Below are 13978 nucleotides of genomic sequence, written 5' to 3'. Positions count from 1 at the left end.
TCGTAAAAGCTTGCATCGCTCGGTCGAAGCAAGCCTGCGCTGTCTGAAGACCGACTATATTGATCTTCTATGGGTGCATGCATGGGGTGCTAGGGGTCGAGTGTTCGAATCACTCCGTCCCGACCATTTATTCTTAAAGAAATCCAGTTACTTAGCGGTGACTGGATTTTTTTATGATTTATTGGTTTTTCGCGGAGCTGATTTTTGCCCCACTTTTTGCCCCACTGAGGATTTCGATTATCCGCTGGTCGAGAGGAAGGGGAATTAACGTAGAGTGCTCCAACGCGAGGTGTTCAAGAGCATCGGGTTGCGAGGCGTGCACGATTGCATCGTTAATAGGGAGGAACGTTTTCCTCTTTGGGTATGAATCTCCACGTATCCGCCACATATCTCCAAGCAGAGCCCGTAAGAGACTGGCTCTAAATCTCTACCTCGGGTGGCAGTGAGCGCTCTTTCAGGTGGCTGAATGTCGGCGCTGATTGAAAACTGACCCACCCTGCCGATTGAAAATTGACCCAGGGCGGATTGCTGATTTTTGCATCAGCAATTGTGGATAAGCTTAGCAGTCGTGTCCCGGCGGAAGACGCATTAAAGCCCCACCGCATGTGGGCATGCGGCAGGGTATTTTTGGTGCAGATCAAAACAGCTCATCGTCCTCGGCACCATCATTGTCTTTGCGCTTTCGTTCACGTGATTTGATCTTGGTCTGGGCGACCAAGCTGCTGTGTTGCAGGCGGTAGGACTCGTTGCCCGTTTCGACGATGTGGCAGTGGTGTGTCAGCCGATCCAGCAACGCCGTTGTCATCTTGGCGTCACCAAACACGCTCGACCATTCCGAGAAGCTGAGGTTGGTGGTGATCACCACGCTGGTGTGCTCGTACAGCTTGGAAAGCAGGTGAAATAACAGGGCACCACCGCTCTGGCTGAAGGGCAGATACCCCAGTTCATCGAGTATCACCAGGTCTGTTCGTAGCAGCCCTTGAGCGATGCGGCCCGTCTTGCCGTCGTACTTTTCGCGTTCCAGCAGATTGACCAGATCCACCGTGGAGTAGAAGCGCACGCGTTTGTGATGCGTCGTGATCCCGGACACAGCCAAGGCGGTGGCGAGGTGTGTTTTGCCTGTTCCAGGCCCGCCGATGAACACGACATTCTGCGCGGTATCGGTGAACTCCAGGTTGGACAGATCCCTGATCAGGCGGGCATCTGCGCTGGAAGCGCTGAAGTCGAAGCCGGCCAAATCACGATGCATGGGGAGTTTGGCCATGTTCATCTGGTGGTTCACTGAGCGCACCGCTCGATCCGCATGTTCTTGTTGGAGAAGATGCTCAAGTAGCCATTTCGAGGATGCCGTCGAAGCTTCTCCTTGCGAGGCTAGTTCTTCCCAGGCGCTGGCCATGCCATGCAGACGCAGTTCTTTGAGTTCCGCCATAAGATCACGCATTGCGAGTCTCCTCATCGGTGGTACGGAGCCGGTCGTAGCGTGCCGTATTGGCGACAGGCGCTATCTTGAGTTGAAGGCTGGTTTCGGCGGAGGGAGGGGCTGCTGTCGATGTCAGTCGAGCCAGGACATTCAGGATGTGCTCAGCACTCAAGCTGCCTGATTCAAGTACCAACTCCACAGCCACCAATATGGCGTCGAGCCCGGCGATGGGAACAGCCGCCAGTACCTGCGTCATGACTCGATCACCATTGGCGTGACGCCTCAGACCGCGTTTTAGCAGCTGCAACGGCTTCGGCAGATCAGCAAACGGAGCGCCATTGCGCAGCGCTCCAGGCTTGCGCTCGATAAGCGGGATGTAATGCTGCCAGTCAAAACTGACCTGATCTCGATCAAACAGACGCTCGTGGCTGGCAATCGTCGTTTCATCGGCGATGACCACCACCCGGGAAGGATACAAACGGCTGCTGACCCACTGGCCGACCCGCTCACACGGCACCGAATAGCGATTTCGCGCCACGCTGATCAGGCAGGTGCTGGAGACCCGTACGGTGCGCTCGACGTAGCCATCAAAGGCAGTCGGCATCGGCATCAATTCAGCGCGTTCCAGCTCCAGGACGTCCGCCACGGTCAGCCCGTTGTACTGCGGGTGCAGCAGTTCGCCCCAGAGCGCACGGCAGCGTTGGCCGAGCCAGGCATTCAATTCCTCGAAGGTGTGGAACATGCAGTTTTGAGCATCGAGCCAGATGCGCCGTCGGCTGTCTTGGACGTTCTTTTCAACGATGCCTTTTTCCCAGCCGGAAGCGACGTTGCAGAAGTCCGGGTCGAACAGGTAGTGCGCACACATCACGGCAAACCGAGCATTGACCGTGCGGCCCTTACCCTTGTTGACCTTGTCGACAGCGGTCTTCATGTTGTCGTAGATGCCGCGACGCGGCACCCCACCTAACGCGCCAAACGAGCGGGTATGGGCATCGAACAACATCTCGTGGCCTTGGCTGGGATACGCAACCAACCAGAATGCGCGACTGGCGCACAGCTTCATATGGGAGACCTGGATGCGTCGGAACAGGCCGCCGATCAGCAGACCTTCGTCGCTCCAGTCGAATTGAAAGGCCTCCCCGAGTGCAAAGGTCAGCGGCACAAAGGCTCGTAAAGACTTGCCTTGCTCGCCGCGCCACGAGCGTATAAAGGCGGTGAGTTGGCTGTAGCCGCCGTCGTACCCCTCGGCCTTGATCTGTTCGAAGAGTGCTTTGGCACTCCTGCGGTTGTGCTTTGCCCGAAACGAATCGGCCTTAAGCGCCTGCTCCAGCGTCTCGTGAAATGGACTGAGTTTGTTGAAGGTTGCGCACCGTTGGTACGCCGGCTGGGTGGCTTCGGGTGCTCTGACCCATTTTCGAATGGTGTTTCTCGACAGTCCGGTACGCTTGGCTATCTGATGCAGCGAGAGCTTGTCGCGGAAGTACATCCGCCGGATTTTTCCCAACATTTCCATGCTGATCACCCTGTGTTCTCCTGCTCGAAAAGTGAGCAGAAGCAGTTGAACACCTGGGTCAGTTTTCAGTCGGCAGAACAGCCTTTACTGGGTCAGTTTTCGGTCAGCGGCAACAGCCATGGCTTTTGCCGCATTGCCTGCGTTGAGTTTTGGCGTTTTTCCTCGGGTAAGCAGCCGATAACAACCCTCGAATTCGTCTTCTAGATCTTCGCTCTGAAGCTTCAATCGGAGCTTATTTGCCGCCTCAACGAGGTTGGATAACATTGCTTGCCGTTGCTTGAGCTGCAAGGGGCTGCTGACGGGTAGGGCATTAAGCTGACGTTCAACTTCGCGCACCTGTGCGCCACGGAACAGGTAACCGAACAGAGGCATCTTCAGTTGACCATAGCTGACTAGAAGTCCGCCAAGCGTGCGCAGTTGGGAGGGCGACATCGACTCGAACAGATCCCATGGGGCGTCAGAATGTTCCTGAGTGAAGGCTGCCAGTAATGCATCCCTTCGCGTTCTGTTCCAAAGGCTTTGTGGGTTAAAGTCTCCCTCCGAGAAGACCTCAAGAAGATACTGTTCCACCCCCGTTAGGTGCTCGGTGATGCTCTCGAGCTCTGAAATCAGACCGGCTCCACTTGCGCGTTTCAACACTTCCAGTACTGACGGGGCAAGCTCAGCGAGCTCGGTTTCGTCTTTGAGCATTGCTTGTACGCTGGTCATTTCGATGGCGCCTAATGTCGCCACAGTCAGCTTGATCTGTTCCTTCAGGTTCTCCGACCGACTTTTTCGCTCCTCTTCGAGCCGGGGCTGATTCGCCTTCATTGCCTTGGCGTAGGCCCCGATCTGGGTCACAGCCTGATTCGAGGTCAGTTTGCGGAAGTTATGGGCTTGCTGGCCGAGCCGCAGTATCGGATTCGGGAAATCACGATCGTGGCGTACGCGTGACATGGCTTCCGACAGTTTGTCGTAGACCACATCCAGCGCTTCTGTCTTATCCGATAACACCAGACAGGAGCGCTGATTAAAGGCGCAATCGGCGGCGATTGCTGTGATCGTATGGCTCTTGCCGGTACCTGGAGGGCCGGAGACAACAACGATCTTTCCTTCAGGCTGTCGCACGGCAATCAATACTTTGCGTTGCTCTTCGTTCAGGGGGATCGGTGAGTCGAAGACCATTCGATCCACCATCGGAAGCGCATCCCAGGTGGTCTCCACAGCAGCAGCGATGGACTTGGGGTTCTCGCGCAGTACACCACCAACGATGCCCTCGAACAGTTCAACCACGGCCGATCCGCCATGCTTAAGTGCTTCGAGGATCTCTTCGTAGTCGTTGAGCAATGCCTCGTCCGAACGTTCATACGCAGCCAGGGACAGAGAGCTGGACAGCCCAACCGCAATTGTCGAGGTATCGGTAGCAGAGGAGGAGAGGCTGATCTTGCCACCGAGGTCCATGGCATTGGCTACGCGCTGGAACAGGACGCGGGCCTCTTCGTATATGGACTGCTCGGGTTTGATGTAATGGATTCGTTCGGGGATCGGAGAAACCCATGCGCGTTCAAGCCCAGCAGCCAGCTCCTGCAGAATAAAGTCGATAGCCTTGCGGTTGGTATAAAGCTGGTTAAGCAGCTTTAACTTAAAGCCGGCCCCCTTTTCTTCCCTCTGTACCTCAATGGGAAGAAAGAAGAGTGGGTATTGGTTTCCACCGTACTTCACTGCACCGATGTATAGGTAGAGCTGCATCCCGTCGCTGGTGGCAACATAGGTCTCAAGATCGCGGAATTCGTGGTAGGCGTCAGCCGCCACAAACCCTTCAAAGAACACCATCAGCGCCTGACGAGTTCCTTCAAGAGTCAGGAAGTGTGGGATCGCCTCCTTGAGCGGGGCTGAGTCCTGGGTGGCGAGCAGCTTGGCCAGCAGCTCTGGGAGGACTCGGGATAGGTCACCGCAGACACGATCAACGAGGTCCTTCTCCGCGGCGAATAATGAGTCCATTACCCAGTACGCCTGATTGCGCAGTGGACCATCCAGGTGAGCAATCAGGGGCTTGATGATGTGCTCGGCGACTTTGCTGCCCAAGTGGTTTTGGACTGACTCCACCCACAACTCCGGGTCTTCTATCGCTTTTGCGTAGGACTCTGCGGCTAGTTCCTCCACCGAAGTATGTACAGTTTGTAGGGATGAAGCAGGGATGGCGTTTACTTGCTCGTGGATCACTTTGCGAAGCACATCACTGATCGGACGCGTATAACGCCGTGGGTCGATCGTCAGTGACAGGTCCTCGCTAGATGGACGCCCCAATAGATTCCATAGGTCGCGATCCAAGGAGGGGTAGGGCGAGGTACGCATCCCCGATCTGAATCCGGTGTCGGTGGTCAGCACGATTCGGCGGCGCGGAGCTTGTTGACGCTTGAAATCCGAGTCTAAAAAGTCGCGGAAGTACTGACTGATCCGCGTGGCGACCGGCCGAAGTTGCTGCCCCAGAGCTTCCATTAGATTCCCCTAAAAACGAACACTGGACTTCGCTGCTCGAAACCCCGTGAAATCGGTATCGAGAGCAATCCAAAAAATGACAATGAGATGGGCGTCACAATACTGGCTCTGGCTCGACCGCGCCAACACACTTGCGTTTCCGCTACCGCCCGACATATCGAGACCGCAAGCAGCTAACCGGAAACGGTCTTTACTAAGCCGTCACAAGTGCGTCAAAGTACAGTGGGCCATCATGGTAAGGAGACAAGAGCATGCCACGAGGCGCAGCTTTTTTTGCAGGGATGACCAAGGCTCAGTTACGAGCCTGTATCCGGTTACGACTGAAAGAGCGGGAGCTTGAGGAGGTCTTTCAAGACGACTTGATCTCAGACCTTATCGCCGAAAAACACTACTACTGCTCTGTCCACGATCTGCGGCCGAGCCAATTCCGCATGCTGTATCGACCTGGTGGCGGCTATGACTTTTATGGTCTGTTTGATCCAAGTAGATGGCATAAGGTGTCTTGGTCTCAGTGCTTAGATCCAAGGGATCAAAACGAATGGATTCAATCTGCACTGCGCCTGGCATCAGCGCCCTTTTTATCCGCTCGAAGGCTTGCATTTCCGATCTGTGAGCGTTGTGGCGTTCTTCCCTCTACCGAAGTGGATCACGTGAATCCCGAATTCCAATCGATAGCCCGTCAGGCGATGCAGCTTATGACGACGTCTGAGTTTCGCAACGCATTTCGTGGTTTCGATTGGTGGAGCGACCAACCTTTCACATTACCTGTAGACAACTCCGCTCTCGCCTACACGCTACAGGCGCATCAGCGCGCGACGCTACAAGCCGTGTGTAAGGATTGTCATCTGCAAAACGCCGCTGACCGTAAGACGTTGCGGGCGGATCCGCCTAAAGCGCTTCATGGGCGATCCCTGCGATGAAATCCTCAGAAATCATAGCAAGGGTTCGCGGAGGCGTTTTTACACACTCTGGGCCGTTTTTTGCCTGTCGCGAAGGACTGCAATCGACCGATTCTGTTGAAAAAGTAGCTCCCCTGTCTGGCTAGCGGCAAAATCTCTACATTGGCCAGCAGGGAAGCACGCAGCATGATGGGACAGTTATCGAGTGGGCAGGAACGGCTGTTTTACTCGTTCAACCTTGAAGAGCACATCCCCGCCAATCACCTTCTGCGCAGCATTGATCGGTGTCTCGATCTGAGCGACTTGCGCCATTACCTCGCCGATTTTTACAGCCCGATTGGGCGTCCGTCGATTGATCCTGAGCTGATGATCCGCATGCTGATCGTGGGCTATTGCTACGGCATTCGCTCAGAGCGTCGGTCGTGCGAAGAGGCCCATTTGAGCCTGGCGTATCGCTGGTTCTGCCGGTTAAGCCTGGAAGATGAAGTCCCTAACCACTCGCCGTTTTCCAAAAATCGACACGGTCGTTTTCGGGACAGCGAACTATTTCGCTGGCACTCCACGCGCGCATGGGGCTGCCCTTGCGATGCTAATAAGTAAGATTGAGGAAAGGATTGTCAGTAGGGACAGGGCTCAGAAGAGTTTCAGCATTTTGCAACATGTAGCCATTGAGGGAAGCCCTCCGGCGGGGGCCCTGCACTGTGCAAGTCCATATGTTCTGCCCGTTTGGTCGTTTGAGATGTACGCCTAAGTGCTCAAAGTGACGTTGAGTGCGCCGCCAAGCATCGGTCTTGTCGTCACCTGCAGATAGCCCAGGGTGCTCCGAAGCGTAGAGCTGGAAAATGCCGGGTGTGACCAGGTAGAACGTGCCGTCGACTGTGTGAATCTTTGCCTTACAGTCGTTGACGAGCAGGCGATGGCTTTGGATCCCCTCGCGTAGCCAGTCGACAAAGGCCAGCCCTGGTGCCTCGCGAGGTGAAGCAGTTGAGGATTTCATTCCTTGAGCGCTCGATTCATCCTCGTGCTCAACCGTCTCTTGCAACATATCCATCAAGTCATCGAGATAGTCGAAGTCATGGTTCGGAGGTAAGGGCTCTGGCGTTTCCTTGGTCGAAGTTGACTCAGACAAATCCGCGGTCGCCTCGCAGGTTTCGTCGCTTGCCTCGAGTGTGTCAGCCACTAGCTCAACTGTTCCTTCAAAGCATTTCGTCCGGGGTTCATCGGCCCAGATCAGGCTCGGCTGCAGGCGAAGGAAGGTAAAGCTATGTTGCCATCCTTCGTCCGTGACGCTCGCGTACCATACCGCTTTGCCTTGACTTGTTACGTCTACCAGCCCATGCGATTGCAGTTCATCGAACAAGGCAATGTTGGAGGAGGGGATCCCGTCCACTGCCTGAGCCAGCAGGTAGGCGCGAAGCTTGTCGGTGGCGGTTTTACTGACCAGCCACAGATGGTCCTCTGTTAGCCAGCCGGCGGCGCCGGGCTGGTTGAGCTTGAACTCGTTTTTAACCAGGTGGCGCAAGCCAGTCAACAGGTGGTGCTGCAGCGAGTGCTTAGGTGACTGTAAGGCCTTGGCAGGGTTGGCGCCGATGTTCTGCGCGGTGGACACCCGGTCAGCTTGCAGCACCAGCTCCCCCAGCGTCGCGGCGTATTCATAGTGGTTGGCCAGCAACGACAGCAGGTTGCCCCATAGAGTTGGGTAACCGCTGAGCCAGTCGAGCAGGCGCGGCGAGAGTATCTGGGTGTAGAGCAGCCCAGCGGCCGCAGCATGTAGCTGGTAGTCGCGGCCGGCCACGTAGCGGAAGCGGTAGGGCTTCTTCAGGGGGCCGTGCCAGGGATGCCAGATGTCACCATCTTGGTACTCCACCTGCAGGTCGACAGCAATCTTGCCAATGTCATGGAGCAGGGCGCCATAGGCGATGGCGGCGCTCCAGGCGTCGGTCTGCGCGGCCTGGTCTTCGGGCGCGGCGCCGCTGGGTAGCAGGTAAGACTGGCGCAGTTTCAGGCTGCAGGCCACCAGCTCCAAACCGTGGTCCAGCATGCCTCCCGGATAGGCGTGATGATGGCTCTCGCTGGCAGGTAGTTGTTGTACATACCTGGCGTAGCGGTGGATTGGATCGAGATAGAGTTGATCGAACTGAGGTTGGGAAAGGGCTGTGTATTGCCAGATGCGCTCGAGCAGCCGCTTCCGGTGATCGGCGGCAAGGAGCGATTCTGATGACTCAGGCAAGAAGTAACCTTCGGCGACAAGCTCTGGCGCGGGCCTGGCAGCGTTGCCTTTTGGATGTTTGAGCCACCAGCGCATCATTGAATTACCTGCTTTGCATCCGAGAGGTCCTTTTGCCTTTTCGGATAAGCCTCTTACCCTTGCATTCCCTTCCATTGGCGCCATTACCCTTTACCGCCTCTGTCCTTTTCGCGAACGCGAAAATCCGAAGGCGGGCGCGTCAGGTTAGTCGGTCGATCGGGATAGCGGACCCCTTTTACAGGGGTTAAACTGGCCGGCATCATCTTTTGAAGCAGGGGGCGTTGATGACGCTTTACCGATGCAGTGTTGATCGTACTACTGGTCGACCGGATTCATGGGACTGACGCTGCCATTCGCTCAGCCGCTAAGCGCTGCGCGAAAAAGCTGCCACGTAGTCAGCGCGATATCTTGTTCAAAATTGGGAGTAGCCCTGCACCTCGGCAACTTGTTGGCCACCTGTGCCAATACTTGGCAGAGTGAAAAGTCAGGCAGATCTGTTAAAGCTGGACACCCGACGAGCCGCAGAGAGGATCAAAACCTCGGCTAAAGAGCGGGTCTCAGATACTATTCCCACACTTGTTTCATACCTAGGAAGAGCCCATGTCTAAGCTTGCCGAATTCAAAGCGCTGGAAGCGCAACTGGCCGCGCAACTTCAACAGCTGGATGCGATGAAAAACGATTCCGGGTTGAAGCAGGAAATCGAGTTTGAACAAAAGCTCAAGGCCTTGCTGGAAGAGTACGGCATGAACCTGCGCCAGGTGATCACCATTCTTGATCCTTCCAAGGGGGGGAGCGTAAGTGCCGCTGGCGCCTCCAGTAGCGTCCAGCGCAAGCCTCGTGAGATCAAGCGCTACAAGAACCCGCACAGCGGTGAAGTCGTGGAAACCAAAGGCGGCAATCACAAAGTCCTCAAGCAGTGGAAGCTGGAGCACGGCTCCGACATTGTCGAGAGCTGGTTACAGTAATCGGTCGTCCAGTCGCAACGGCGGATGACCGACGTTGCAGGCAAAACAAAGGCCCCTTTTGGGGCCTTTTTGCTGCTTGAGTGAAGTCATGCCGTTAGCCGTTCTATCATCTCGGTGCCTTGATCCGACTGCAGTGCTAGCAGGTACTCGGAGGCCTCCCGTGCTTGGCCGCTGGCGCGAAAGATTGCACGCTTATCCTCCTTGAGTATCTTCAGCCAAGACGCCAGGTACTCTTCGTGCCGTAACTCACCTTGGGTGCCGGTCAGCGCACAGAGGAATGCGGCGCCCATTTCCGCTACCAGCTCCTCGAAGGCGTACTCCGCGGAACCAAATGCGTGACCGCCAGTAATACCATCGCGGTTGAGACGTGAAAGGTGACCCGACCAGTGCGTCAGCTCATGAAGGGCCGTCGCGTAGTAGCTGCCGACGTCTTCGAATTGACCCTTGATGGGCAGCTGGATGAGATCCCGCACCGGCTGATAAAACGCTTGATCTCCGTAACGATGCTCGATGCGTGCCCCGCTCGCGACCAGCAATTGCTCGGCTGGGGCATGATCAATGAAGGCCGGCTGGTCGTCACACTCATCGTATATTTGCTCTTCGGCAGGCAAGTCTTCGGTCTGCTCGATGTTGAACAGGCAATGCGTTCGCAGTAGCGCGAATTGCACCATTTTGATGTTGCCCTGTTCATCACGAACGACCTGACCGTCCTCGTCATGCGCCTCCTTGCTCATCGGTTTGTACAGCACCGCGAGGGTTGATTGCTCACCCTTGCGAACATGGCCACCGGCCTTGCGTGCCTGGTTGAACGTGAGCCAGCGATCCTGGCGGAAACCACGCAGGCGTGCCTCGGCCCACAGCAGCGGAATGTTGATACCGGCGTAGGGCCGTCGGCTGATGGCGTTGATCGGGAAAGGGCAGTCAGCACTCGAGCTGGCGGTTGTCCAAGGTTTGATCCAAGGGATAACCCCTTGACTCAGGGCGCTGACGATTTTGTTGGTGACGTCCAGGTAGATATCGGACATGACGTTCTCCGGTTATGAAGGGGGAACGCTGCCCGGCCGGGAAGGGTTCCCGGTGGGGTAGAGGGGCATTCGATGTGCTGGCGGTGTCAGATGGCGGCAATGTCTACAGCGATCTCACTGGGCAGCCGGATAAGCAGAAAAGTCGGGCCTCTGCGTGGAGTGATGCGAGCCAGCTGTAATGGAGATGAGTGAGCGACTACTGATGTGTCGTCGCTCTGCGGGTGATCGAACGGCAGATCGACTGGGAACTGCAGGACATGAGGGGCGAAAGTCAGGGCGCTGTTGAGCAGCGCTGCCAATCGCTGTGCTGAATGTCCAACAGGGGCGTTGCCTGCATCAGGGTCGATGACGTGTTGCCACGCACCAGGGCTCAGCACAACGGCAGTCGAGAAGAGTTTCATCCTGGACATCGGAGCCTCCGGGTGGTTGATCCCACGACACCTCTGGCGAGGATCTTGCGCGGGCTTTGCACTCAGCGAGACGTGGAGTGTCTGTGTATTAAAACGCGTTCGAATGTGGGGTCAATCTCCCATCCAGACCACATGCAAGCGTGTCTATCCAGTGCGTTCCAGGGAAGAATATTGGCCTCAGGTTCCAGATAAACGGCGATCTCTAATCGCTTGGAGAGTGGCGCGAAAGATGTTCCAGAAAGGCTCGGATAAGGAGCCCCTCCGGAAATTTGACTGACTCACATTGGCGTTCAAGATTTTGTCGTCGGGCCAACCTCGGCAGCTAGATACAAGTGGGTGGAAGTTGCCTCCACCACCAGCGACCCTGCTGTCCCGTAAAGACTTGCCAGTACCGGATCGTCGATGTCGAAGTACTCGACAAAATCATCGCCACCCAATTCATCTTGTGCGCGATTCCACCAAAATCGAAGTCGTCGACGTATGGGTCGCAGCCGGCGGCGTAGACCACGTGTTGTCGGCCGCCTCCATCCGGTTTGTTCTCGCCGATCTCGGACATAAGGTAGACACCATGGTCCTTGACCAATATCAATCTACAGCCATTGATACCGGCCTCGGCCAACACAGCGTGGAGTGCAGAACCTGTGAAGCGCAGCATAATGAGATCCTCCAGAGGGTGCGGAGGAATGCCACCCGTGCGGGGGAATTCCCAGCACTGGAATGGATTGAGAAGGGTTGCATCGAAGACGCAGGCTCAGTGAGCCTGGATATTAGAAGGCGTTCATCACCGCGGGAGCGATGACCGTGCGAGCTGCCGAACGCGAATCGCATTTGGGGAGAACCATCACGAGAGTGACGTAGCCTTGAAGGTTATGACTACCTGGGGTGCTGGAAACCAGCAATTGCACAGTCGGTTTATCAAGCGGAACGACGTAGCGTCAATGGTGTTTTTAGGGGGAATGAGCTGCTTCGATCCATGCAGTCCCACTGACGATCATCAGCGCAGTCCAGGTGATCAACGGTCATGGGAATCAGCGGAAGAGGAGTAAGCTAATGCTTGGATCCAAATTATTGGTAACTCTTTGGCCGTGAGTGCAGAGAAGAAAGGGAGGCACTCAAATGACTACTCCAGCTTCTTCTACATCCAGCCGTACCCCATTCGGCAAGTCTTTAGTTCGTGCGGCAGTCCGTGCGGGTCGCCTGGTGAATCAGCTCGAAACGGGAATTTTGTACTCCCGTGTGTTGGCTGCCGTGCCCTTTAAGTATCGGCAAATCGGCTTTCAGAGTTTCAAGGTAATGTTTGTGCTTGCCGCTGCGTCTGTTGCGATTCTCTTGGCGATCGGAATGATTGCTGTATGGACCATTGCGGCTCTGCCCATTAGTGCTGATAGGCAACCTCGTATTCACGAAGTGAGCCACCCCCAACATCAACTCAAGTATCCCGAACTGTACGACGATAATGGGGCGCTCAGGTAACAGGCTATTTTAACCTCCGGGCTCCAGAAATGAGCTGAGAGGAGCCCTTCTCTGCTTGGACCTGAGCAGCTTCTGTTCCTCGAGTGAGGAGCGTTTGGACGCCACTGCCCACGTTGTACCCCGCCCAGCTCATCGCGCCGAGAAAGAACATCGGCAGTACCAAAAACATCGCGCCCATGACGTACTCGATCACTTGTGCGGTCACCGTCCCATCCATGAAGCCAGCGGTCGGCAACGACAAGAGTGCCTGGTCTGTGGCAGACACCTGGTTGTACAGCGTCTCCAGCATGCTCGAATCGATCCAGCGTGCCAGCTCCCACCAGAACGTCAGCATGTGCAGGGTAAACAGCGCGAACGTGACGGTCATCAGCGCCTTGAGCTGATAGGTGCTGATCAGCAGCACCAGCGGTAGGCTGATGATCGTGCCCATGATCAGAAAGGCCTGGACCATCGGTAGTGCGGCGCGCAATGCGTTCATCGCCGGGAAATTGCTGAACGAGCCCAGGGCCAAACCGGTGTTCGTGGCCAGGTTGTTCAGTCCTTGCGTCAGTGATCCGCCCCGGGCGCTGCTGCCGTAATCCTGGAACACCTGCCCTGGCGCCATGCTCAACGATTGCTGCCGCGGGCTAACCAATTCGCGAAGGGTGGCGTCTTCGATCTCGCCTGTGGTACGCCCGGTTAACCAGCCTCGCAGGCGCGAAATCAGCGACGGATCGACCTCGGCGACCAAACGATCACGCAGCCCGATCGTGGCATCGCTCCACCATTGTCTGCAGGTAGGGTAGCCAGCACCGTTGGCGAGTTGGGGGAGGGAGGTATCCCGGGTCTCGTCGTACGGCCAATCGACCCTGGGCGTTCGTGATCGATCCATGTCGTAGTAACCCGGCGTGTTGAGCAAGTACGTCGAGCCAATCCAGGACGCGTCGTAGCTCTGCGACTCGTCCAGTTCGGGACGATTGGTGAACAGTCGCGAGCGCGAGTAGCCGTAACAATCCCGGGTGAAGTCGGCGACTTCCTGCAGCAGGATCTGGTCGTTGATACGCGAGCTGTCGATCTCAATGCGCATCGCGCGGATGTCAGGCGCGCATGGGATCGAGGCGGTCGCGGCGGCCGTGATGCCTTTGCTCATGGCATGCACGAGAAACCACCATACCGGCACATTCGCTGATTTCTCGCCGATGGTGTTGAAGGTTGTGCCCCAGGCCGTTTCGGCGGGCTTGGTCATGGAAACGCCGCACCGTTGGCTCGCCGAATCGTCGAAGGTCACAGAGGAGAGGTTCAGCGGAAAAAACGGCATGCAGCCAAACACGATCACTACGTAACTCATCCACAGCCGGTTCTCGACGCGAGGGATCGACAGCAAGCCCTTGTTGCCCTCGTCAGCGCCTTGTTGGCGAGCGGACAGCCATTCCTGGAGGATGATCGCACCAAAGGGCGCGGCGAACAGCCCGGTGTCCGCCAGTGTGTTCCAGATGCCGTTGTTGATGATCCAGGCCAACAGCGACAGGTAGTACTCGAGGTAACTGTTGGTGCTCATGCTCATGAT

At 56.3% G+C, this 13978-nt stretch carries 10 protein-coding genes and 3 pseudogenes; 5 read left to right on the top strand and 8 right to left on the bottom strand.

Annotated features, from left to right (window positions below):
* Positions 1 to 268 (top strand): annotated as a pseudogene (locus tag KGB28_RS15450) (hypothetical protein); the annotation flags it as partial.
* 369 nt (positions 269 to 637) lie between these two features.
* Here KGB28_RS15450 and istB read toward each other — a convergent pair.
* The 3 genes from istB to KGB28_RS15435 form a co-directional block, all read right to left on the bottom strand.
* Positions 638 to 1441: an IS21-like element helper ATPase IstB gene (gene istB, locus KGB28_RS15445; protein ID WP_010466203.1), complete on the bottom strand. Its 804-nt coding sequence runs from the start codon at positions 1439 to 1441 to the stop codon at positions 638 to 640.
* Positions 1434 to 2933: an IS21-like element ISPpu27 family transposase gene (gene istA / locus KGB28_RS15440; protein WP_169989306.1), complete on the bottom strand. Its 1500-nt coding sequence runs from the start codon at positions 2931 to 2933 to the stop codon at positions 1434 to 1436. The genes istB and istA overlap by 8 nt, the downstream gene beginning before the upstream one ends.
* Positions 2934 to 3017: 84 nt before the next feature.
* Positions 3018 to 5411, bottom strand: a complete 2394-nt coding sequence (locus tag KGB28_RS15435; protein ID WP_223446347.1) for an AAA domain-containing protein — start codon at positions 5409 to 5411, stop codon at positions 3018 to 3020.
* 251 nt (positions 5412 to 5662) lie between these two features.
* Here KGB28_RS15435 and KGB28_RS15430 point away from each other — a divergent pair, with 251 nt between their 5' ends.
* Both KGB28_RS15430 and KGB28_RS15425 read left to right on the top strand, forming a co-directional pair.
* The gene (locus KGB28_RS15430) at positions 5663 to 6331 is read left to right on the top strand and encodes a hypothetical protein (RefSeq protein WP_223446345.1); all 669 of its coding nucleotides are present in this window, start codon (positions 5663 to 5665) and stop codon (positions 6329 to 6331) included.
* A gap of 165 nt (positions 6332 to 6496) precedes the next feature.
* Positions 6497 to 6862: pseudogene (locus KGB28_RS15425) on the top strand (transposase); the annotation flags it as partial.
* Between the two features lie 37 nt (positions 6863 to 6899).
* Here the strand turns inward: KGB28_RS15425 and mobH are convergent.
* The gene (mobH, locus tag KGB28_RS15420; protein ID WP_223446343.1) at positions 6900 to 8618 is read right to left on the bottom strand and encodes a MobH family relaxase; all 1719 of its coding nucleotides are present in this window, start codon (positions 8616 to 8618) and stop codon (positions 6900 to 6902) included.
* 540 nt (positions 8619 to 9158) lie between these two features.
* Here mobH and KGB28_RS15415 point away from each other — a divergent pair.
* Complete coding sequence (locus KGB28_RS15415) at positions 9159 to 9524, top strand: histone-like nucleoid-structuring protein, MvaT/MvaU family (protein WP_223446341.1); 366 nt, start codon at positions 9159 to 9161, stop codon at positions 9522 to 9524.
* Between the two features lie 86 nt (positions 9525 to 9610).
* On the opposite strand, the gene KGB28_RS15410 is transcribed toward KGB28_RS15415, so the two are convergent.
* The 3 genes and pseudogenes from KGB28_RS15410 to KGB28_RS15400 form a co-directional block, all read right to left on the bottom strand.
* A complete protein-coding gene (locus KGB28_RS15410; RefSeq protein WP_103395140.1) occupies positions 9611 to 10549 on the bottom strand; it encodes an ArdC family protein in 939 nt (312 codons plus the stop codon).
* Between the two features lie 86 nt (positions 10550 to 10635).
* The gene (locus tag KGB28_RS15405) at positions 10636 to 10959 is read right to left on the bottom strand and encodes a hypothetical protein (RefSeq protein ID WP_223446339.1); all 324 of its coding nucleotides are present in this window, start codon (positions 10957 to 10959) and stop codon (positions 10636 to 10638) included.
* A gap of 290 nt (positions 10960 to 11249) precedes the next feature.
* Positions 11250 to 11614, bottom strand: a pseudogene (locus tag KGB28_RS15400) (DUF3085 domain-containing protein).
* 461 nt (positions 11615 to 12075) lie between these two features.
* On the opposite strand from KGB28_RS15400, the gene KGB28_RS15395 reads away from it, so the two are divergent.
* Positions 12076 to 12432: a hypothetical protein gene (locus KGB28_RS15395; RefSeq protein ID WP_223446337.1), complete on the top strand. Its 357-nt coding sequence runs from the start codon at positions 12076 to 12078 to the stop codon at positions 12430 to 12432.
* 4 nt (positions 12433 to 12436) lie between these two features.
* Here the strand turns inward: KGB28_RS15395 and KGB28_RS15390 are convergent, their stop codons facing one another.
* Entirely contained in the window at positions 12437 to 13975 is a 1539-nt protein-coding gene (locus KGB28_RS15390) for a conjugal transfer protein TraG N-terminal domain-containing protein (protein ID WP_223446335.1), read from the bottom strand.
* Between the last annotated feature and the right edge of the window lie 3 nt (positions 13976 to 13978).

Origin of the sequence: Pseudomonas sp. BF-R-19 (assembly GCF_019956445.1) — a bacterium.
Classification (GTDB): Bacteria; Pseudomonadota; Gammaproteobacteria; order Pseudomonadales; family Pseudomonadaceae; genus Aquipseudomonas; species Aquipseudomonas fluorescens_BH.
Note: the sequence above shows the minus strand (reverse complement) of the source record. Positions and strands in the feature narration are given on the sequence as shown.